This is a genomic window from Lentzea sp. NBRC 102530 (genome assembly GCF_030269365.1).
GTDB lineage: Bacteria > Actinomycetota > Actinomycetes > Mycobacteriales > Pseudonocardiaceae > Lentzea.
In genome coordinates this window covers 564,110-584,887 of sequence record NZ_BSTF01000004.1, presented here as the reverse complement: position 1 = coordinate 584,887, position 20,778 = coordinate 564,110, and the positions used below count along the sequence as shown (strand labels likewise).

General features: G+C 70.0%; 22 protein-coding genes and 1 riboswitch. Of the genes, 8 read left to right on the top strand and 14 right to left on the bottom strand.

Annotated elements, in window-relative coordinates; translation table 11 throughout:
• Nucleotides 1-111: 111 nt before the first annotated feature.
• Complete coding sequence (gene rpsT / locus QSK25_RS14225; RefSeq protein ID WP_166047155.1) at nucleotides 112-378, top strand: 30S ribosomal protein S20; 267 nt, start codon at nucleotides 112-114, stop codon at nucleotides 376-378.
• Between the two features lie 93 nt (nucleotides 379-471).
• Nucleotides 472-1,281, top strand: a complete 810-nt coding sequence (locus QSK25_RS14220; RefSeq protein ID WP_285638670.1) for a hypothetical protein — start codon at nucleotides 472-474, stop codon at nucleotides 1,279-1,281.
• Between the two features lie 9 nt (nucleotides 1,282-1,290).
• Here the strand turns inward: QSK25_RS14220 and holA are convergent, their stop codons facing one another.
• The gene (gene holA / locus QSK25_RS14215) at nucleotides 1,291-2,268 is read right to left on the bottom strand and encodes a DNA polymerase III subunit delta (protein ID WP_285638669.1); all 978 of its coding nucleotides are present in this window, start codon (nucleotides 2,266-2,268) and stop codon (nucleotides 1,291-1,293) included.
• Between the two features lie 78 nt (nucleotides 2,269-2,346).
• Nucleotides 2,347-2,492, top strand: a riboswitch (SAM riboswitch).
• A gap of 11 nt (nucleotides 2,493-2,503) precedes the next feature.
• On the opposite strand from holA, the gene thrC reads away from it, so the two are divergent.
• A complete protein-coding gene (gene thrC / locus QSK25_RS14210) occupies nucleotides 2,504-3,760 on the top strand; it encodes a threonine synthase (RefSeq protein WP_285638668.1) in 1,257 nt (418 codons plus the stop codon).
• Between the two features lie 46 nt (nucleotides 3,761-3,806).
• Here thrC and QSK25_RS14205 read toward each other — a convergent pair whose 3' ends face one another.
• The 10 genes from QSK25_RS14205 to QSK25_RS14160 all read right to left on the bottom strand — a co-directional run bounded on the left by QSK25_RS14205 (nucleotide 3,807) and on the right by QSK25_RS14160 (nucleotide 13,951).
• On the bottom strand, nucleotides 3,807-6,563 hold the full coding sequence (locus QSK25_RS14205) for a DNA internalization-related competence protein ComEC/Rec2 (protein ID WP_352235834.1): 2,757 nt from the start codon (nucleotides 6,561-6,563) through the stop codon (nucleotides 3,807-3,809).
• A 319-nt stretch (nucleotides 6,564-6,882) separates the two neighbouring features.
• Nucleotides 6,883-7,578, bottom strand: coding sequence for a ComEA family DNA-binding protein (locus QSK25_RS14200; RefSeq protein ID WP_285638667.1), 696 nt, complete (start codon nucleotides 7,576-7,578; stop codon nucleotides 6,883-6,885).
• Nucleotides 7,579-7,665: 87 nt separating this feature from the next.
• A complete protein-coding gene (locus QSK25_RS14195; RefSeq protein ID WP_285638666.1) occupies nucleotides 7,666-8,559 on the bottom strand; it encodes a DegV family protein in 894 nt (297 codons plus the stop codon).
• A 20-nt stretch (nucleotides 8,560-8,579) separates the two neighbouring features.
• A complete protein-coding gene (gene octT / locus QSK25_RS14190; RefSeq protein ID WP_285638665.1) occupies nucleotides 8,580-9,347 on the bottom strand; it encodes a diglucosylglycerate octanoyltransferase in 768 nt (255 codons plus the stop codon).
• On the bottom strand, nucleotides 9,308-9,913 hold the full coding sequence (locus QSK25_RS14185; RefSeq protein WP_285638664.1) for a histidine phosphatase family protein: 606 nt from the start codon (nucleotides 9,911-9,913) through the stop codon (nucleotides 9,308-9,310). Before QSK25_RS14185 ends, octT begins: the two co-directional genes overlap by 40 nt.
• A gap of 8 nt (nucleotides 9,914-9,921) precedes the next feature.
• Nucleotides 9,922-10,305: a ribosome silencing factor gene (rsfS, locus tag QSK25_RS14180; RefSeq protein WP_285638663.1), complete on the bottom strand. Its 384-nt coding sequence runs from the start codon at nucleotides 10,303-10,305 to the stop codon at nucleotides 9,922-9,924.
• A 141-nt stretch (nucleotides 10,306-10,446) separates the two neighbouring features.
• The gene (gene cspE / locus QSK25_RS14175) at nucleotides 10,447-10,650 is read right to left on the bottom strand and encodes a transcription antiterminator/RNA stability regulator CspE (RefSeq protein WP_030468099.1); all 204 of its coding nucleotides are present in this window, start codon (nucleotides 10,648-10,650) and stop codon (nucleotides 10,447-10,449) included.
• Nucleotides 10,651-10,735: 85 nt separating this feature from the next.
• Entirely contained in the window at nucleotides 10,736-11,317 is a 582-nt protein-coding gene (nadD, locus tag QSK25_RS14170; RefSeq protein WP_285638662.1) for a nicotinate-nucleotide adenylyltransferase, read from the bottom strand.
• Nucleotides 11,318-11,499: 182 nt separating this feature from the next.
• Nucleotides 11,500-12,669, bottom strand: a complete 1,170-nt coding sequence (locus QSK25_RS14165; protein ID WP_285638661.1) for a cytochrome P450 — start codon at nucleotides 12,667-12,669, stop codon at nucleotides 11,500-11,502.
• Between the two features lie 16 nt (nucleotides 12,670-12,685).
• Nucleotides 12,686-13,951: a glutamate-5-semialdehyde dehydrogenase gene (locus tag QSK25_RS14160; RefSeq protein WP_502881842.1), complete on the bottom strand. Its 1,266-nt coding sequence runs from the start codon at nucleotides 13,949-13,951 to the stop codon at nucleotides 12,686-12,688.
• Between the two features lie 157 nt (nucleotides 13,952-14,108).
• On the opposite strand from QSK25_RS14160, the gene QSK25_RS14155 reads away from it, so the two are divergent.
• Nucleotides 14,109-16,196 carry a RecQ family ATP-dependent DNA helicase gene (locus QSK25_RS14155; RefSeq protein ID WP_285638659.1) on the top strand — a complete coding sequence of 696 codons (2,088 nt, stop codon included), beginning with the start codon at nucleotides 14,109-14,111 and terminating at the stop codon, nucleotides 16,194-16,196.
• On the opposite strand, the gene QSK25_RS14150 is transcribed toward QSK25_RS14155, so the two are convergent.
• Nucleotides 16,141-17,079: a hypothetical protein gene (locus QSK25_RS14150; protein WP_285638658.1), complete on the bottom strand. Its 939-nt coding sequence runs from the start codon at nucleotides 17,077-17,079 to the stop codon at nucleotides 16,141-16,143. The genes QSK25_RS14155 and QSK25_RS14150 overlap by 56 nt on opposite strands.
• A 154-nt stretch (nucleotides 17,080-17,233) precedes the next feature.
• Here QSK25_RS14150 and QSK25_RS14145 point away from each other — a divergent pair, with 154 nt between their 5' ends.
• Nucleotides 17,234-17,434 carry a hypothetical protein gene (locus QSK25_RS14145; protein WP_285638657.1) on the top strand — a complete coding sequence of 67 codons (201 nt, stop codon included), beginning with the start codon at nucleotides 17,234-17,236 and terminating at the stop codon, nucleotides 17,432-17,434.
• A gap of 2 nt (nucleotides 17,435-17,436) precedes the next feature.
• Nucleotides 17,437-18,417: a cytochrome P450 gene (locus tag QSK25_RS14140; RefSeq protein WP_285638656.1), complete on the top strand. Its 981-nt coding sequence runs from the start codon at nucleotides 17,437-17,439 to the stop codon at nucleotides 18,415-18,417.
• Here the strand turns inward: QSK25_RS14140 and QSK25_RS14135 are convergent.
• Nucleotides 18,395-18,805, bottom strand: coding sequence for an anthrone oxygenase family protein (locus QSK25_RS14135; protein WP_285638655.1), 411 nt, complete (start codon nucleotides 18,803-18,805; stop codon nucleotides 18,395-18,397). The two genes, QSK25_RS14140 and QSK25_RS14135, sit on opposite strands and share 23 nt — an antisense overlap.
• A gap of 82 nt (nucleotides 18,806-18,887) precedes the next feature.
• On the opposite strand from QSK25_RS14135, the gene QSK25_RS14130 reads away from it, so the two are divergent.
• Complete coding sequence (locus tag QSK25_RS14130) at nucleotides 18,888-19,790, top strand: AraC family transcriptional regulator (RefSeq protein ID WP_285638654.1); 903 nt, start codon at nucleotides 18,888-18,890, stop codon at nucleotides 19,788-19,790.
• Here QSK25_RS14130 and QSK25_RS14125 read toward each other — a convergent pair.
• On the bottom strand, nucleotides 19,772-20,155 hold the full coding sequence (locus QSK25_RS14125) for a VOC family protein (protein WP_285638653.1): 384 nt from the start codon (nucleotides 20,153-20,155) through the stop codon (nucleotides 19,772-19,774). The genes QSK25_RS14130 and QSK25_RS14125 overlap by 19 nt on opposite strands.
• Nucleotides 20,156-20,193: 38 nt before the next feature.
• Between QSK25_RS14125 and QSK25_RS14120 the strand changes: the two genes are divergently transcribed.
• Nucleotides 20,194-20,778 (top strand): alpha/beta fold hydrolase, encoded by a 585-nt coding sequence (locus tag QSK25_RS14120; protein ID WP_285638652.1) that lies wholly within the window; start codon nucleotides 20,194-20,196, stop codon nucleotides 20,776-20,778.

Genomic DNA, 20,778 nt, shown 5'->3' with positions numbered 1-20,778 from the left:
TTCGTCGTCGTGAACGCGCGGCACTCCGCCGTGGAGGAGAGCCGGTCCTCGTGACCGGTGCCGACAAATGCGCGCCACGAACCCCGGTTTCGACAAGAAGGGTGATGTCGCATGGCGAACATCAAGTCCCAGCTCAAGCGGATCAAGACCAACGAGAAGGCCCGCCTTCGCAACAAGTCGGTCAAGTCGTCCCTGAAGACGGCCATCCGCAAGTTCCGTGAGGCTGCCGAGGCCGGCGACAAGGCGAAGGCCCTGGAGCTGCTGCAGGACGCGTCCCGCAAGCTCGACAAGGCCGCCACCAAGGGCGTCATCCACGCCAACCAGGCCGCCAACAAGAAGTCGGCGATGGCCCTGCGCGCGAACGCCCTCGAGGGCTGATCTCGCTCGCGGAGCTCGCATCGAGCTTCTGGAAGGGCCCCATCTCCTCGCGGAGGTGGGGCCCTTCCGCTTTTCTGGTGTAGGCGTAAGGCCATGGAATCGCTTCCGCGCCTCGACTTCGTCGAACTGCACGACCTCGACGGCACGCCGCCCGTGTTGCGCACGCTGCACACGGAGTCCATCACCACCATCTACCGGCTGACGGACGCCGCCCGCGAGTACGCCCGGCCGTTGGCGCTGGCCCTGCGGTCGGGCGCGGACCACCGGATCGTCGACCTCTGCGCCGGTTCCAGCGGCCCGGTGCCGTTGATCCAGCGGCGGCTGCACGCCGACGGCATCCACACCCAGGTCACGCTGACCGACCTGGTGCCGAACGTCCGCGCGTTCGAACGCGTCGCCGCGACCAACCGGCGTCGCCTGCCGGACCCGTGCTGCTCGGTCGACCACGTGCCGACGCCCGTCGACGCCACGGACTGCCGGGTCGAAGGCACGCGGACGATCTACGGCGCCTTCCACCACTTCCCGCCGCCGCTGGCCACCCGCATGTTGCAGAACGCCGTCGACACCAGGCAGCCCATCGTCGTCGTGGACACCAAACGGTCGTGGCTCTACGTGCTGGTCTTCCCGTTCTTCCTGACGCTGGCCGTGGTGCTGGCGGCGCCGTTCCAGCGCAACCCGTTGCCTCGCTACCTGCTGCGGCTGGCGCTCACGTACGTCGTGCCCGTGCTGCCGTTCATGATGTTCTGGGACAGCGTCGTGTCGTTCCTGCGCATGTACGGGCGCGCGGAACTGCGGCGGATGGTCGACGGCCTGACCGGCACCGGCACGTTCACCTGGACGATCGGCGTCGAACGCGGCTTCACCGGCGCCCAGTACCTGATCGGCATCCCGCGCGAGCGGTGATCTCCCGGGTCAGCGGCGGCTGTGCGCGGCCACGATCCGGAGCACGGCACGCTCCAGCGCGTAGTCGGCGTCGGCCGCCACGCCCTTCACGTCGGCGTTGAGCCCCGCGACCACCTGCATCGCGTCGGCGAGACCCGACTGGTCCCAGCCGCGGGCCTGCGCCTGCGCCTTCTTGATCTTCCACGGCGGCATGCCGAGCGGACCGGCGAGGCTGAACGGGTCGGCCCGGCCCACCGCGGACACGCGCGCGACCGTGCGCACCGCGTCCGCCAGCGCGTCCGCGACCAGCACGTGCGGCACACCGAGCTGCATCGCCCAGCGCAACGCCTCCATCGCGCCAGCCCGGTCACCGACGACGGCCTTCTCCGCGACGGCGAACCCCGTCACCTCGGCCTTGCCCTGGTGGTAGCGGCGGATCTCCTCGACCGTCACCTTGCCGTCGGTGTCGGACACGAGCTGCGACGCGGCCGCGGCCAGCTCGCGCAGGTTCGTGCCGACGGCGTCGATGAGCGTGGCGACGGCCTCCGGGTCGATCTTGCCGCCCGCCTGCCGCACCTCGTTGCGCACGAACGCCTCGCGCTCGGCCGGTTTGGTGACCTTGGCGCACTCCGTGACCGCCGCACCGGCCTTCTTCAGCTGTCCCGGCAGGTCCTTGGCCGCCTTGCTGCGGCCGCCGCCGGTGTGCACGACGACGAGCGTGACCCCGTCGGCGGGTGCCTTGACGTAGGAGAGCACCGTGTCGGCGACCTCCTTGCTGATGTCCTGGCCGTTCTGCAGGACGATCACGCGCCCCTCCGCGAACAGCGACGGACTCACCAGTTCGGCGAGCTCTGGAGGCGTGAGATCAGTCACCTGCACACGGGTCAGATCGGCGTTCGGGTCGACCTGGCGGGCGGCCTCGAGAGTCGCCCGAACAGCACGTTCGACCAGCAACTCCTCCTCGCCGACGACGAGGTGCAGTGACTCCGGTGCGCTCACGCTCCGCATCCTCCCACGTCCCGGATCGTGGACGTCTGTGGCTCAGCAACGGACTGGTGCCGTAGCTTGGTGACCACAACTGAACACCGCTCATCCAGAGGGGCAGAGGGAACGGCCCGAAGAAGCCCCGGCAACCGGCGTCAGCGCTGTGTGCACATACCTGTGGACGCATCTGAGCGCAGACGATCACGGTGCCAATTCCGACCCGTTCGATTTCGCGGGAAAGATGAGGAGATACCTCGCGATGACTGCTGTCACTGTGCCCACGAGCACCAAGTTCGACCTCGGCCCGGCCCGCGCGCTGCTGTGCCGTGAGTGCGGAAACGAAACCCCTCTCGCTCCTGAGTACGCCTGTCTCGAGTGTTTCGGGCCGCTGGAAGTGGCCTACGACTTCGGGAAGATCCGGCGCGAGGACATCGAGGCCGGCCCCAGGTCCATCTGGCGCTACCGCGGCCTCCTCCCCGTTCCGTCCACTGTGGAGCAGCACCCGAACACCGACCCCGGCGGCACCCGCCTGGTCGAGGCGCACAACCTCGCCAAGGCGTTGGGAGTCCGCAAGGTCTGGGTGAAGGACGACACCGGCAACCCCACCCACTCGTTCAAGGACCGCGTCGTCGGCGTGGCGCTCGCCGCCGCCCGCGAACTCGGCTTCAAGGTGCTGGCCTGCCCCTCCACCGGCAACCTCGCGAACGCCGTCGCCGCGGCCGCCGCCCGTGCCGGCTGGAAGTCCGTGGTCCTGGTTCCCTCCAACCTCGAACGCGCCAAGATCCTCATGAGCGCGGTGTACGAAGGCGACCTGATCGCCGTCGACGGCAACTACGACGACGTGAACCGCCTCGCGCAGGAACTCGCCGCGGAGAACGAGGACTGGGCGTTCGTGAACGTCAACGTCCGCCCGTACTACGCGGAAGGCTCGAAGACGCTCGGCTACGAGGTCGCCGAACAGCTCGGCTGGCGCCTGCCCGACCAGATCGTCGTGCCGATCGCCTCCGGCTCGCAGCTCACCAAGGTCGACAAGGCGTTCCGCGAACTCGGCCAGCTCGACCTCGTGGAAGCCTCGCCCTACAAGGTGTTCGGCGCGCAGGCCACCGGCTGCTCCCCGATCTCCGCCGCCTACAAGGCGGGCCACGACGTCATCCGCCCCGTCCGCCCGGACACCATCGCCCGCTCGCTGGCGATCGGCGCCCCGGCCGACGGCCCGTACGTGCTCGACGCGGTGCGCCGCACCAACGGCGCCATCGAGGACGTCACCGACGAAGAGGTTGTCGAGGGCATCAAGCTGCTCGCCCGCACCGAGGGCATCTTCGCCGAGACCGCCGGCGGCGTGACCGTCGCGACGGCGAAGAAGCTGATCGACTCGGGCCAGCTCGACCCCGACGCCGAGACCGTGCTGCTCATCACCGGCGACGGCCTCAAGACCCTCGACGCGCTCGGCGACACGATCGGCCCGCGCGCGACGGTCCCGCCGTCGGCCGAAGCCGTCATCAACGCCCTGCGCTAGTCAGCACCGGGGTGGGTGCCGTCGCCGTGACGGCACCCACCAAGGCTCACCGAACCTGGTTGTTCACAGGGCGATGGCGTCCGTCTCGAGCCACCCCGTGCGCGGGAACCGGTCCAGGCCTTCGACCACGTGCGGCCCGACCGGCGTCACCTCTGCTCGCCACGCCACGATCTGTTGCGGCCACGGGGCTTCCGCCTTCAGGGCGTTGTAGTGGTAGTCGTGCCACACGTCCGGCGCGATGCGCAGGGCGTCGTCGAACACGTGGTCCGCCGCCAGGTCGTACGCCGCCTCCGGTGTCTCTGCCTTCGTCGGCGCCAGCACGTGCGTCAGCACCGCCTTGTACGTGACGGCGCGGGTGCCGTCGTCGAGTGATTCGCAGATGTAGTAACCGAAATCGGGCTTCAGCTCGTCGTGCGGCCACGGTGTGGCCTTGTAGTTCGTCTGCCACAACGCCCACGCGAGTCCCGGCGTGCCACCGGGGATCGGGTAGCGCGCGTTGAACAACCTGACCCAGACCATCTCTTCTCCTTCGTACGATTCGGTTTCCCGGCAACACCGCCAGGTCGCCGTCCTTGTCCGTGCGCAACACCAACGCGCCCCCGGTCCGCAGCACGTCGACGACGTGCTCGCTCGGATGCCCGTACCTGTTGCCCGCGCCGACGCTCACCAGCGCCACCTGAGGGCGCACCGCCTTCAGGAAGGCGGGCGACGAGTACCGCGAGCCGTGGTGCGGCACCTTGAGCACCTCGGCACGCAGGTCCCGCTCCCCCAGCAACGCAGCCTGGCCGGCCAGTTCGACGTCACCGGTGAGCAGCACCCGGCCCGCTCGCGTGTGCGCCTTGAGCACGAGCGAGTAGTCGTTCACCGTCGTGTTCCCGTCCTCGGCGACCGGCGGCCTCCGAGGTCCCATCACCTCCATCTCCAGCCCTGGCAAGGAGAACCGTTCCCCCGCCTGCGGCTCGACGACTCGCACGCGCTGAGCGCGGGCGAGCGTGCCGACCTCTCGCCACGCCCACGCGGGCTCCTTGAGCGGACCGACCGCGACCGCTCCCACCGCACGCCCGGTGAGCACGGCCTCCAGGCCACCGACGTGGTCCGCGTGCAGGTGTGTCAGGACCACGAGCGGAATCTTCTTGATTCCCAACGTCTTCAAGCACCGGTCGACCGCACCGGGTTCGGGCCCGGTGTCGACCACCACCGCCGTGTCCGGCGCGTCGGTGGCCAGCACCAGCGCGTCGCCCTGGCCCACGTCGCAGCTGACGACCTTCCACCCGGCAGGCGGCCAGACGGGCGCCACCACCTTCAAGGGCACCAGCACCACGAACCCGCCGACGAGCACCGCGGCGACCAACGTCCGCGTCTTCTTCAACCGCAGCAACAACACCACCGCCGCGGTCACCGCGGTCAGCGCCACGGCGCCGACCCAGCCGTCGGGCCAGCCGACCGCCGCACCGGGCACCGCCGCCGCCTGCCGCCCGACCAGGACCAGCCAACTCACCGCGGGCCCGGCGACGTGCGTCACGACCTCGGCAGCCGCACTGCTGATCGGCGCGACGGCCGCCGCCACCACCCCGAGCACCGTCGCCGGCGCCACGACCGGTCCGGCCACCAGGTTGGCCACCACCGACACGAGGCTCACCTGCCCCGACAGCCCGGCCACCAGCGGTGCCGTGGCCAGACTCGCCGCCGTGGGCACGACGATCGCCTCGGCCAGCCCGTTCGGCACACCACGCCGCTTGAGCGCCCGTGCCCACCTGGGAGCGACGAGCACCAACGCCGCCGTCGCCACCACGGACAACGCGAACCCCGGCTCACCACCCAGCGCCGGATCGTGCAGCACCAGGACGAGCACCGCCGCCGCCAGCCCCGGCACCGCCGACCGCTGCCGGCCGAGCACCAACGCCAGCAACGCCACCACGCCCATGACCGCCGCCCGCAACACGCTCGGCTCCGGCCCGGCCAGCACCACGAACCCGACCAGCGCCACGAACGCCGCCCCGGCCGCAGGCCGCGGCCCGAGGCGCCGCGTGAGCAGGTAGACCGCGCCACTCACGATGGCGAGGTTCGCCCCGCTCACCGCGAGCAGGTGAGCGAGCCCGGCCGTGCGGAACTCGTCCACGATGCGCGGCACCATCTGCTCGGTGTCGCCCACCACGAGTGCCGGCAACAGCCCGGCTTCTTCGTCGCCGAGCACCTTGCTGGCCTGCCGCAGACCGTCGCGGAGTTCCGCGGCCCAGCTCTGGTGCACCGGTGGCGGCCGCACGTTCTGCGGCGGCCCGCGCACCCGCAGCAGGGCTGACGCCAGGTCACCGCCCCTGGGCGGGGCGAGCGTGCCCCTGACCGTGACCTCCTGGCCCGGCAACAGATCCCGCCACTTGTCCGCCGGCGCGAGCACCACCAGCTGGGCGCCGTCCGCCGTCGCCCTGATCACGACGTTCCCGACTCCGGCCTGGGTGCCGCCGAAGCCCTCGGCGCGGATTCCCTTCGGTCTGGTGGTGAGTTCCGCGGTGAGGGTGGTGCTGCGGCCCTCGTCAGCGGCCTGGCGCAGCGGGTGGGTCTCGGCCCGGTGGACCGCCGCGCCCACCCAGATCGCGGCGGCCGGGCCGGAGATCAGGAGGGCGATCGCGCAGGTCCTGGTCCACCAGGCCCTGCGCCAGGCGGTCAGGCCGAGAACGCCGGCGGTCAGGCCGGTCAGCACGGCTGTCTGCCAGTTCAGGAAGAGGCCGGCGACGGCGGTCGCCCAGACCGCGGCCGCGGCGGGGACGAGGCGGAAGTCGTGTGCTTTCGGCAGCGTGCTAGCCATCGCGTGCGCTGGTTCGCGAGGGGACAGACAGGTGGGCGTTGCCGGTGGGAGGCCTCGGGTCGCGGCTGGGGCTGCCTCGTCGGGGGCGGGGCAGGGTGGGCAGCCTCGACGCCGGGCGGTGCGGGAGCGTGCGGGGCTGGAGGCGCAGGCGTCGGGACGTGGTGTGGTGCCAGGTGGTGTCGACGTGGGTCTGGCTGGTGATGCGGACGGAGGACATGGCTGACTCCGGTCGGTGAGTGGGGCGCGGAGCTGCGCCGGGGATCGGGACGGTGCCGCGCTCGAGGGGCAGCGCGGATCGGGACGTGCACCGGGGCGGCGGTCAGGTGTGGACCAGGTCCGTCAGCTTGGCCAGCTTCGACTCGCCGATGCCTTCCACGTCGCGGAGTTGGTCGACCGCGGTGAAGGGGCCCTTGCGGGTGCGGTGATCGACGATGCGTTGCGCCATCACCGGGCCGATGCCGGGGAGGGCGTCCAGGTCGGCCGCCGTGGCGGTGTTCAGGTTCAGCTTGGGCTGGGATCCGGGTGCCTGCGGTGCGCCGGCGGCGGGTGGAGGTGGGATGCCGACCGCGATCTGCTCGCCGTCGGTGATTTTGCGAGCCAGGTTCAGGTTGTGCAGGTCGGTGCCCGGTTTCACGCCTCCGGCCAGGCGGACGGCGTCGGCCACGCGGGCGCCGGACGGCGCGGTGACCAGACCCGGGGTGAGCACTTCGCCGATCACGTTCACCACCAGCTCGGCGGCCGGTGCCGAGGTGCTCACCAGCGCCAGGTCCGGGGCCGGTTCGGCGGCCGGGCTCTGCCACCAGCTGCCGAGGCCGATCACCGTGCACACCACGGCGATGCCCAGGGCCAGCAGGCCTCGGCGCGGGAGGGCGGGCAGGCGGAAGCGGCGGGGTGGGGCGGCGTCGGCCGAGTCCTCTGATCGTGCGTGGACCAGGGTCGGATCGGCTCGCACCCTGTCGGCCAGGGCGGCGAGGCGTTCGGTCGGGAGGGGGTCCGGGTGGGAGCGGGGGGACATGCGAGGGACGCTACGGAGCGGGACGGGTGGGGAGGTGGGGTCAGCTCCGGGGCTGTGGATTACTCGCGGGTTGTGGACAGGTCGCGATCACTCGCCGGTCGCGGCCGGGGAATTGTCAGGGGTCTGTGGGATGCTGTCGGGTCCTCCCGGCAGCACCACGACGCCCAGCACACCCGGTCCCGTGTGCGCGCCGATCACCGCGCCCACCTCGGAGATCACACAGCCCGTCGAGCCGGGCAGCCGTTCGTCCAGGCGGGTCGCGAGCTCCGCGGCCCGTTCCGGCGCGGCCAGGTGGTGCACGGCCAGTCCGACGGGTCCGTCGCCCGCCGCGGCCGCCGCCAGGTCGACCAGGCGTCCCACCGCGCGGCTCATCGTGCGCACCTTCTCCAGCGGCACGATCCGGCCGTCGTCCATGTGCAGCAACGGCTTCACGGCCAGCGCGGTCCCCACCAGCGCCGCCGCCGTACCGATCCGGCCACCCCGGCGCAGGTGCTCCAGCGTCTCCAGGCAGAAGAACATCCGGGTCTGGGCGGCAGCCGACGAAGCGGCTTCCTCGACCTCGGCGTGCGAACGCCCGGCGGACACGGCCGTGCACGCGCGCAACACCGAGAACCCGAGCCCCATGCCCGTCGACCGCGAGTCGACCACGCGGATGCGAGTCGGATCGATCTCCTCGGCCGCCAGCCGTGCGGCCTCCCACGTCCCGGACAGCTCACGGGAGAGATGCACGGACACGACCGCGTCCGAGGAGGACAGCACCTCGCGGTAGACGTCGGCCATCTCACCGGGAGTGGGCCGCGACGTCGTCACCCGGCGGTGCTCGGCGAGTGCCGCGGCCAGTTCGAACGGTCCGAAGTCGACGCCGTCGAGACGTCCGGCACCGTCCACCGCCACGTGCAACGGCACGACGGTGATCGCATGGCGCTTCGCGAACCCCTCGGGCAGGTATGCCGTGGAGTCGGTGACGATGGAGATGCGCACGAGCGACGAGCCTACGGGGCTCACTCCTCCGAGGGACTCAACGCCACGGACGAGATGACACCCGGAGCGGAGATGAGCTCGGCCATCGCCGCACCCACGAGTTCGTGCCCCTCCCAGCCCCAGTGCATCCCGTCCGGATTTCCGCCACCGGACCGCACGTGCTCCCCGATCACGGCCGGCAGGTCCAGCAACGGCACCCCCGCACCCGCGGCCCACCCGCGCACGTGCGCCACCGCGGCCGCGTGCCCCTGGTGCGCGTACGCGTACGTGGCGGCGCGATGCACCGACGGCACGATCCCGACCGCGGGCATCGTGTACTGGAGGTTCCGGACGGACTGCAGCATGTCCCGCAGGTACCGCGCCGTCAGCGCCGGAGGCAGCGACGCACGCGTGTAAGGCGCCAACCGGGGCTGCGCGGACTGATAGCGCGCACGCACCCACCGCCGCAGCCAGTCCGGCCGCACGTAACGCAGCCCCTCACGCAGGTACGTGGGCAACGGCGAGGGCAGCGTGTCCATGCTCCCGACCGCGAACACCAGCACGTCGGTGCGCGGCAGCAACGACCAGATCCGGGGATCCCCGGTCAACGCCCACCAGGCGTCCCGCGCCGTCCACCCGAACCCGGCCGCGAGCTCCGCCGACCCGCCCAGCCGCTCGGCGCAGATGTTGTGCCACAGGCGTGGGTGGTCAGCGGGCAGCGGTCCGGACGGCCCGAAGAACGACAGCGAGTCCCCGAGGACCAGCAGTCTCAACGCGTGGTGCCCGCGTTGTACGACGTCAGCCGCCACCGGTCGTTGCGGCGGGTGAACACCGTCCAGTGGCAGTTCGAGATCCCGCCGAGCTGCGACCAGTTCTCCACCGGCAGCTCCAGCAACCGGCCGGTCAACGCGCTGATCAGACCCCCGTGCGCGCACAGCATGACGGTCTCGGAGAACTCCGCGTCCACCTCGTGCACGACCCGGATGGCGCGCTCGGCGACCTCGACCCGCGACTCGCCGTCCGGCGGCGCGAACGTGGGGTCGGTGCGCCACACCGCGACCTGGCCCGGCCACTCCTGCTCGACCTCGGCGACGTTGAGCCCCTGCCACTTGCCCAGGTGCGTCTCGCGGAGCCGTTCGTCGATCCGCAGCGGGATGTCCGTCGACGACGTGAACACCCCGGCGGTGTTGCGGGCGCGTTGCAGGTCCGAGGCCACGACGATCTCCGGCTCGAACCCGGCGAGCACCGGCACGGCGAACCTCGCCTGGTTCAGGCCTGTCTCGGTGAGGGCCGAGTCCAGATGACCCTGGAGACGCCCGGTCGCGTTGTAGTCGGTCTCACCGTGCCGCCACAGCACGAGCCGGCTCAGGGCCATCCGCTACCTCATTCAGCCGTCGAGTCGGCGGGGACGTCCGCTTCGAACTCGATCCGCGGGCAGTCCTTCCACAGCCGCTCCAGGCCGTAGAAGCTGCGCTCCTCGGTGTGCTGCACGTGCACGACGACGTCCACGAAGTCCAGCAGCACCCAACGGCCCTCGCGAGCCCCTTCGCGGCGCACCGGCTTCGTGCCGGCCTCCCGCAGCTTCTCCTCGATGTTGTCGACGATCGCGCCGACCTGCCGCTCGTTCGCGGCGGACGCGATCACGAACACGTCCGTGATCACGAGCTGGTCGGAGACGTCGAGCACCATCACGTCTTGCGCCTTCTTGTCGGCCGCTGCGTTCGCCGCGACCAGCGCCAGCCGTCGTGCCTCGTCGGTGGCTGCCACGTCACTCCTCTGACTTCCGGCGGGCGTCGATACGCCCACACGAGTTACTGAGGGTACCGGCGTGCGCCAACGGGTACTTCACACGCAGGCATGACGAAGGCCACCTCAGCGCCCTGAGGTGGCCTTCACCTGCGCCGAAGCTTAGAGCGGGCGGACCTGCTGGGCCTGCGGCCCCTTCTGGCCCTGGCCGACCTCGAACTCGACCTTCTGGTTCTCTTCGAGCGAGCGGAAACCCTTGGACTGGATCTCCGAGTAGTGCACGAAGACGTCTGCCGAGCCGTCGTCGGGCGCGATGAACCCGAAGCCCTTTTCGGCGTTGAACCACTTCACGGTGCCTGTAGCCAAAGTCTTGCCTTCCACGAACCAGCAACAACCCGCTGATTGTTGCTCCCCGCGCGCTCGGATGCACGCAAAATCCACTCGAACGTGGTTACGACTCGGCGTACAGGCCTGTTTTCGCGATGTACTGGACCACTCCGTCGGGCACGAGGTACCAGACCGGCTGACCCGACGCAGTCCGTGCGCGGCAACCGGTCGAGGAGATCGCCATGGCCGGGACCTCGACCAACGACACCGAACCGGGCGGTAGGTGACGGTCGTTGAGCGTGTACCCCGGACGGGTGACTCCGATGAAGTGGGCGAGGTCGAACGCGTCGGCGGCGCGCTTCCAGGACAGGATCTGCTCCAGCGCGTCGGCGCCGGTGATGAAGAACAGGTCGGCGTCCGGGTACTGCTTCTTGAGGTCCGTGAGCGTGTCGACGGTGTAGGTGGGCCCCTCGCGGTCGATGTCGACCCTGCTGACCGAGAAGCGGGGGTTCGATGCCGTCGCGATGACCGTCATCAGGTAGCGGTCCTCGGCCTCGGAGACCTCCCGCGACGCCTTCTGCCAGGGCTGACCCGTCGGCACGAAGATCACGCGGTCCAGGTCGAACCTGGCCTGCACCTCGCTGGCGGCCACGAGGTGGCCGTGGTGGATGGGATCGAACGTGCCACCCATGACGCCGATGCGCATCGAAACAGCGTAGACCGGCGTTGCGCTGCTCCCGAAGACACAACGCCGGTCGTGCTGATCACACCGAACGGCTCAGGGGGAGGACGAGCCGTGCGGGTCGCGGCTTACCCCGAAGCAAAGCCGCGCGCACTGGAGGAACGTGCGGGGTGCTCCCCCATGACGCGGTTGCCCCAAGATTTTTCTCACCAGGCCACGACGAGCCTCACCGGGCCCCTGACCAGCGAACCCTTCCGGAACTCGACGGGTTCGGCGAGCCGCAGACCCGGCATTCGGCGCACCAGGGTGCCAAGCGCGACCTGGAGTTCCATCCGCGCGAGCTGCGAACCGAGGCAGAAGTGGATGCCATGACCGAACTGCAGGTGCTGGCCGACCTCACGCTCCAGGTCGAGTTCCGCGGCGTTGGTGTACATCGACTCGTCGTGGTTCGCCGACGACACGACGACCAATACGGCGTCACCCTCCTTCACGAGCGCGTTGCCGACCTGGACGTCCTCGGTGGCGATGCGGGTGAAGCCGGCTCCCGCGCCCAGCGGGATGAAGCGCAGCAGCTCCTCGACGGCCTTCGGGACCTTCTCCTGGTGCTCGTGGAGGTCCTGCACGGCGTCCGGGTGGTCGGCCAGGGTGACGACGCTGTTCGCGATCATGTTCGCGGTCGTCTCGTGCCCGGCGACGAGGAGCGTGATGCCGAACCTGACGAGCTCGTCCTCGCTGAGCCGGTCCTCGTCGTCGCGAGCGGCCACGAGCGCGCTGATCAGGTCGTCCGCGGGACGCGCACGGCGTTCGGCGACCAGTTCGGTGAAGTAGCCGTGCAGCTTGATCATGCCGTTCATGGCCTCTTCTGGCGAAAGGCCACCGACCGTGGACAACACCTGGTTCGACCACGTGCGGAAGTCCGCGCGGTCCTCGAACGGCACCCCGAGCAGTTCGCAGATGATCGTGATCGGGAACGGCATCGAGAAGCCCTCGACCAGGTCACCGGGGTTGTCCAGGCCGTCCAGGAGCTCGTCGGTGATCTGCTGGGCGCGCGGGCGCAACGCCTCGACGCGGCGCACCGTGAACGCCTTGGAGACCAACCGGCGCATGCGGGCGTGGTCCGCGCCGTCGTGCGTGAGGATCGAACCGCCCGGTGCGATGAGCGGCTGCATCCGTGGCACGTCCCGGCCGACCGTGCGCGCACGGCTGAACCTCGGGTCGCCCAGGACGAACTTCGTGTCGTCGTAGGACGTGACGAGCCAGCCCTCGCCGCCGTAGGGATACGTCACGCGCGTGACGGGTTCATCGCGCCGAAGACGTTCATAGGTCGGGTCGAGGGCCAGCCCGGCAGCTTCGGAGAACGGGTAGGTGGGAGCCATGTCTCCGAACGTAGAGCTACGCCTTGGGGCGTGTGTGTCCTTCTCCCCACACGACCCATTTAGAGGAAGTCAGCTCGGTCAGGCCCATCGGACCGCGGGCGTGCAGCTTCTGCGTGGAGATGCCGATCTCGGCGCCCATGCCGAACTCCGCGCCGTCGGTGTACGCCGTGGAGGCGTTGACGAACACAGCAGCGGCGTCCACACGGGCCGTGAACCTGCGTGCAGCCGTGACGTCATTCGTCACGATGGCTTCGCTGTGGCCGGAACCGTAGGTCGCGATGTGCTTGACCGCCTCGTCCAACGAGTCGACGACCTTCGCCGCGATGTCGAGGCTCAGGTACTCGGTGCCCCAGTCGTCGTCGTTGGCCGGGACGACGTCGGACTGCTGGGCGAACTGCTCGTCGCCGTGGATCGTCACGCTCTCCTGCTGCAACGCCTTGGTGATGCGCGGGACGAACTCGTGCGCGACGTCCTTGTGCACCAGCAGCGACTCCGCCGCGTTGCACACACTCGTGCGCCGCGTCTTGGCGTTGAGGACGATCGCCTCGGCCATGTCCAGGTCGGCGTGCGCGTCGACGTAGACGTGGCAGTTGCCGACACCGGTCTCGATCGTGGGCACCGTCGCCTGCTCGACGACGGCGTTGATCAGCCCCGAGCCACCGCGCGGGATGACCAGGTCGACCAGGCCGCGCGCGGTGATGAGGTGCGTGACGGACGCCCGGTCGTGGCACGGCAGCAGCTGCACGCAGTCGGCCGGCAGGTTCACGCTTTCGAGTGCGTCGCGCAGGATGCCGACGAGCGCGGTGTTGGAGTGCTCGGCGGTCGAGGAACCCCGCAGCAGCGCGGCGTTGCCGGACTTCAGGGCGAGACCGGCGGCGTCGACCGTGACGTTCGGGCGGGCCTCGTAGACCATGCCGACGACGCCCATCGGGACGCGGACCTGCTTGAGCTCGAGACCGTTCGGGAGGATGCCGCCCGTGATCACCTGACCGACCGGGTCCGCCAGGCCTGCAACGGTTTCGAGCCCTTCGGCGACGCCTTCGATGCGGGCCTCGTCGAGCGTGAGGCGGTCGAGGATGTTGTCCGGGAGACCCGCCGCCCTGCCCGCTTCGAGGTCCTCCTGGTTGGCCTCGATGATCTCTGGCGCGCGCTTGCGCAGCGCGGCGGCCATCTCCAGGAGCGCGGTGTCCTTGCGCTCGCGGGTGGCGAGGACTAGTTCGTCGGCGGCGACACGGGCGCGGCGAGCTGCCGCGTGCACCTGGTCGCGCAGGTCATCAGTCACGCCACACAGCTTACGACCTGCGACAATCACAATTGTCAGACCTGCCTGGCAAGCTTGCTGCCACGACCACTTCCGACGTTGCGGGTTTGCCGGCTTCCCGACGAACCCGCCGCCGCTGCGGCGCAGCGGCCGACAAACACAGGCAGGCTTGCTCCCCATGGACGACATCGCGTTGCGAGAACTGGCGGAGGAACGGCTCCGGGCACTGGCGGGCCCGGAGGCGGTGCTGCGCGAGGACCAGTGGACCGCGATCCACACCCTCGTGGCCCAGCGCCGCCGGGCTCTCGTCGTCCAGCGCACGGGCTGGGGCAAGTCGGCCGTGTACTTCATCGCGACGGCGTTGTTGCGCCAGCTCGGTGAGGGGCCCACGGTCATCGTGTCGCCGTTGCTCGCGTTGATGCGCAACCAGATCGACGCGGCGGCGCGGGCCGGCGTGCACGCGGTGACGATCAACTCGGCGAACCCCGGCGAGTGGGACGCCGTGCAGGAACAGGTGGCCGCGGGCGAGGTCGACGTGCTGCTGGTGAGCCCGGAGCGGCTGAACAACCCCGACTTCCGCGATTCGGTGCTGCCCTCGCTGACGGCCTCGGCGGGCATGCTCGTGGTCGACGAGGCGCACTGCATCTCGGACTGGGGGCACGACTTCCGGCCCGACTACCGGCGGCTGCGGACGTTGCTGACGGAGTTGCCGCCGGGCGTTCCGGTGCTGGCGACGACGGCGACGGCCAACGACAGGGTGGTGCACGACGTCACCGAGCAGCTGGGGCTCGGGGCGGACGAGGGCACGCTGGTGCTGCGGGGGCCGCTCGACCGCGACAGCCTGCGGTTGTCGGTCGCGTTGCTGCCCACGGCGGAGTCGCGGCTCGGGTGGCTGGCCGAGCAGCTCGAACGGCTGCCGGGGTCCGGGATCATCTACACGCTCACGGTGGCGGCGGCGGACGACATCGCGGCGTTCCTGGCCTCGCGCGGCTTCGCGGTGGCGGCGTACTCGGGCAAGACGGAACCAGCCGAGCGCGAGCGGGCCGAGGAGGACCTGCTGGGCAACAAGGTCAAGGCGCTGGTGGCGACGTCGGCCTTGGGCATGGGGTTCGACAAGCCCGACCTGGGTTTCGTCGTGCACGTGGGCGCGCCGTCGTCGCCCATCGCCTACTACCAGCAGATCGGCCGTGCGGGCCGTGGCGTCGAACGGGCCGAGGTCGTGCTGCTGCCGGGCCACGAGGACCGGGACATCTGGGCGTACTTCGCGTCGCTCGCGTTCCCGCCGGAGGTGGTGGTGCGCCAGGTGTTGTCCGCGCTGGACGGGGCGGGCAGGGCGTTGTCGACGGCGGCGCTGGAACCGATGGTCGAGCTGTCGCGCGGCAGGCTCGAGGTGGTGCTGAAGGTGCTGGACGTCGACGGCGCGGTGCGGCGGGTGAAAGGCGGCTGGGAGTCGACGGGCAGGCCGTGGGAGTACGACGGCGAGCGGTACGCGCGCATCGCGGAGGCGCGCAAGGCCGAGCAGCAGGTGATGGTCGAGTACCTGCGCACCGACCAGTGCCGCATGAAGTTCCTCCAGGACCAACTGGACGACCCGACGTCGCACGAGTGCGGCCGCTGCGACAACTGCACGGGCGAACGCCTGTCCGTCGAGGTCTCCGAGGTGGTAGCGGAAGCCGCCCGCGAACGCCTGCTGCGGCCCGGCCTCGACGTGGCGCCGCGCAAGATGTGGCCGACGGGCATGGCCGCGATCGGCGTCCCGCTGTCCGGCAAGATCCCGGCGACCGAGGTGGCGGCCACCGGCAGGGCGCTGGGCCGCCTCACCGACATCGGCTGGGGCAACCGCCTGCGCGACCTGCTCGCCGACGGCACCGCCGACCGCGAGATCCCGGACGACGTCTTCGCGGCGTGCGTGAAGGTGCTGTCCGCCTGGGGCTGGGACGACCGCCCGGTGGGCGTGGTGACGATCGGGTCGCGCCGTCGTCCCCAACTGGTCGGCAGCTTCGGCCAGAAGATCGCGTCCATCGGCCGCCTGCCGTTCCTCGGCACCCTGTGGCTCGGCGAGTCGACGCACCGGGCCAACAGCGCCCAGCGCCTCGCCGGGCTGGTGCGGGCGGGCGAGACCCCGGACCTGTCCGGTGTGGACGGTCCGGTGCTGTTGGTGGACGACCACATCGACACCGGCTGGACGATGACGGTGGCGGCGCGGATGCTCAGGAAGGAGGGGGTGCCGGCGGTCCTGCCGTTCGCACTCGCGGTGACGAACTGACCGCCGGACCGGGAACCGCGGTGTCGCCGATCTCTTCTCGCCGTACAGCGTGCACACGGTGGTCACGTCGATCGTGATCAGTTCGGTCAGAGGTCGGCCGCACGCTGCCGGAGAGGACTCTGCCCAGCGTTCCCACCACTTTGCCCACTTGTTCCTCGATGACGTCGGTGTCACGCCAGATCGGATGCTCGCGCAGAAGTTGCTCAATCCGTTCACGCAGCATTAGAGCGTTACCGGACGACGCGGCCATGATCTCTCGCGACAACGCTGAAACCTCGCCACGCCCTGGCTCCACCGGCCAATCCCGGCGAAGCACGTAGTTCAGGCGCGCACACGTGTTCTTGGCCCAGCGGCATTCCTCGCACCAGCAGCCGTACCAGTCAGCGCCGCTGTAGGTGCCGTGGTCGGGGTGCCCCTCGGTACCCAGCAGGGTGGACACCATGACCTCGTCCACTTCCCGGGGGATCAAGTGAGTGAGGTTCTCGGCTCGGGCGTTGCTGCGCCTTCGGGAGTCCTTCTTGGCCACCACGCACTTGGGGCAGTAGCAGCCGTACCAGTAGGAGCCGGTGACGACGCCGTGCGGCGGGTACTGCTCGGTCCCCAGCAAGGTGGAGATCCAGACACCATCCACCAGCTCGCGGCGGGAGAGGTTGTTCTCCCTCAACTCCAGCCGGTAGGCGGAGTAAGCCGTGGTGCAGAGCTCGCAGCGGCACAGGTACTCCGTGTAGCCGGTGGGGTCACCGTGGCACACCTCTCCTGCGGTCCCAGGCGAGAACAGCAGGCTGGACACCATCACGGTGCGGCCGCCGATGGTGTGCCTTCGCAGGCCTTCCCGCGCACGAGCGCGGAACGCGGTATGCCGTTCGCGGTCCGGCACTGTCAAGGTCGTCCCTCATGTCGTCGTCCGGTCATGTACAGGCGTGGCCTCGTCAGTCGGGCTGATCACCACGGCCGGGCCTGGGACGCTTCCCGCCTGAACGCCGCAGCAGGGCTGAATCGAGATCCGTCACCGCGCGCGGTGTGGCACTGTCGTCGCCATGATTCCGGACGTCGTGCGGTATCGGCAGGCCGATGTGCTCTCGGCTCTGCACCGGCGGTTCGGGCCGGTCGTGCGGATGGGGCCCTACACCTACCTGCTCGGGCCCGAGGCGAACCAGTTCGTGTTCGCGCACTCCGAGTTGTTCGAGGTGGAGCGGGCGTTCCAGTCGCTGGTGCCGTGGACGGGCCCACGTCGTTGATCGTGAGCGACGGGGAGGACCACAAGCGGCGGCGGCGGTTCGTGCAGCCCGCGTTGGCTCATCGGCAGATCGCGAGCTACGTACCGGTGATGCGGGCCAACGCCGAGGCGACGGTCGCGGCTTGGCGGGCCGGTGAGGTCGTGGACGCCTACCAGGAGTTTCGGCGGGCCATCCGGCGCAGCACGATTCACGCGTTGTTCGGTGAGGAGTTGGCGAAGGAGTCGGACTTCTTCGGGGCGCACCTGCAGGTGCTGATCAACCTGATCGACCGGAATCCCGCTGTGGTGACGTTGCTGCGGACGTTGCGGGCTCCCGCGTGGCGCAACGCGATGCGGGCGCGCAGGGCCGTGGACGCTCGGGTGTACCAGGCGATCGAGGCGACGCGGCAGGGCGAGGCGGCCGGGGACGTGCTGACGGCGCTCGTGCAGGGTGACGGGCTCAGCGATCTGGAGGTGCGCGACCAGATCGTCACGCTGATCGCGGCCGGGTACGAGACGACCAGTGGCGCGATGGCCTGGACTGTGTTCAACCTGTTGCGGCACAACGGGGTGTGGGAGCGGGCTCGGGAGGACGACGAGTTCCTGGCGAACGTCGTCAACGAGACGCTGCGGCTGTACCCGCCGGCGGTGGTGTCCGCGCGGGTTGCGGCACAGGGGTTCGAGTTCGCCGGGAAGAAGATCAAGCAGGGCACGTTCCTGCTGTACAGCCCGTACGTGACGCATCGGAGTGCGGCGGTGTTCGCGGACCCGCTCACGTTCGACCCGGACCGGTGGGTGACCAAGCCGGCGCCGCACGAGTTCCTGCCGTTCGGTGGCGGGCCGCACCGGTGCGTCGGGGCCGGGCTCGCCACGACCGAGCTCACGGTGATGGTGAAGGTGTTGCTGGAGCAGCCGAAACCCGAGCTGCTCCCCCAGCGGCTGACACCTACCGGGCTCGCCGCGATGCGGCCGAAGAACGGGCTCAGAATCCGAGCAGCAGGGTGATCGTCGAGGCCAGGCAGGCAAGGGCGCGGACGTGGTTCCAGAGCGTCCACGTGCGCAGGTAGGTGGGCCAGTAGGCGTCGTCGGTGCGGTCCAGGCGGTTGTTCATCGGCACGTTGACGAACATCGTCAGCAGGAACGAGCCGACGACGTAGAGCAGGCCGCCGGCGGTCCTGCCCTGGAAGACCTCGAACCCGCTCAGGACGGCGGTGCCGAGGAACACGAGCAGGAACAGCGGGTTCTGGATGCGGGCGTTGATCCGACGCATCGCCGCGCGGGCCTGGTCGGCGGGCAGGTCCGAGAGGCCGGGCATGACCGCGACGGAGAAGGCGAAGAACAGGCCTGCCATCAGGCCGGTGAGAGTGGCTGCGATCAGCGTGGTCGTCCCCATGGCGACAACTCTGGCGCCCCACAGCAGGACTCTCAATGACAATTCATCGCGCAGGCTTGCTCGTTCGTCCAGACTGGGGAGCATGACGGACGCACTGGGCGAGGCACTACACCTGTTGAGGATGTCCGGGACGTTCTACTGCCGCAACGAACTCACCGAGCCGTGGGGCGCGACGATGCCGGACATGGGCGACTGCCTGTGGTTCCACGTCCTCACCAGCGGGCAGTGCACCGTCGAGGTCGACGGCCAGGTCGTCGGGCTCGAACCCGGCGACGTGCTGCTCGTGCCGGGCGGCCAGCAGCACCGGCTGTTCCACGGCGAGGACGCGGAGACGCCGGTCGTCACGACGCTGCGGCACGAGTACGAGACCGAGAACTACGCGGTCCTGCGGTACGGCGGCGGCGGCGCGGTGACGCACCTGGTGTGCGGTGCGGTCCGGTTCGACCACCCAGCGGCCAAGCACCTCGTCACCGTCCTGCCGAGCGTCCTCTACGTGCGGCGGGCCGACGACATGCGCGCCACCATCGACCTGATCGCGGCCGAGTCGAAGGCGGTGCGGCCCGGTGGCGAGGCGGTCATCACGCGGCTCGCGGACGTGCTGGTGATCCAGACGATCCGATCGTGGCTCGCGAACGACCCCGCGGCGCGCACCGGGTGGCTGGGGGCCTTGCAGGACCAGCAGATCGGGCAGGCGCTCGCGCTCATCCACCGCGATCCCGCGCAGCCGTGGACGGTCGAACGGCTGGCGCACCAGACGGCGATGTCGCGGTCGGCGTTCGCGGCGCGGTTCACCGAACTCGTCGGCGAACCGGCCATGCGCTACGTCACGCGGTGGCGCATGCACGTCGCGATGAACCGCCTGAAGGACCGGAACAGCACGGTCAGCGAGGTCGCCCGCGGCCTCGGGTACGAGTCCGAGGCCGCGTTCAGCCGGGCGTTCAAGCGGGTCGTCGGGGTGTCCCCCGGTCAGGCGCGGGCGGGCTGAAGCAGGTCCCACTGGTTGCCGTAGAGGTCCTCGAACACGGCGACCTTGCCGTAGACCTCCTCGCGGGGCGTCTCCAGGAAGCGCACGCCGAAAGCGGACATCCGGGCATGATCGCGGTCGAAGTCGTCAGTGGTGAGGAAGAACCCGACACGGCCACCGGTCTGGTCGCCTGCTCGTGCTCGCTGTTCCTCCGTGGCAGCCTGGGCCAGCAGCAGCGACGCACCCCCACCCGCCGACACCACGACCCAGCGCTTGTCGCCCTGCGGAGTGTCCTCGACGAGCGTGAACCCGAGTCCTTCCACGTAGAAGCGGATCGCCTCGTCGTAGTCGCGGACCACCAACGTCACCAAACCAAGAGATCGCACGACGATGAGTATCGACGACGAGAGAGGTCTACTCGCACATGGCTGACTCACTCGTGCTCCTGCACCCAGGCGGTGCGGACCCCTCGGCGTTCGGGCCGCAGTACGACGCGCTCGCGGACTTCGCCCTGCACGCGCCGCACCGCGTCGACCAGGGCGCTCAGGACCACACCGAGATGGCCGGCGAGACCATCAGATTCCTCGAACGGGTCGGGCCCGCACACGTCCTCGGGTGCAGCGACGGTGCCACCGTGGGGCTGCTGACCGCACTCATGCGCCCGGATCTCGTGCAACGCCTTGTGGTCGTGTGCGGCGTCTACCACCACGAGGGCTGGGACCCCGCAACGGAACTCACGCCCATGCACCACCGTTCGCCCGCGCTGTCCGAAACGGACCTCGGCAAGCTCCCGAACCGCACGCTCATCATGATCGGCGACGACGACGAGGTGAAGATCGAGCACGCCACGGCGATGTACCGCGCGCTGCCGAACGCCGAACTCGCGGTGGTCCCGGGCACGTCACACGGGCTGCTGCACGAGAAACCCGCGCTGTGCAACGCGATGATCGTCGACTTCCTGACCAGCGATCCGGTCGAGACGTACGCCCCAATTCGTCGCCGTGTGTGA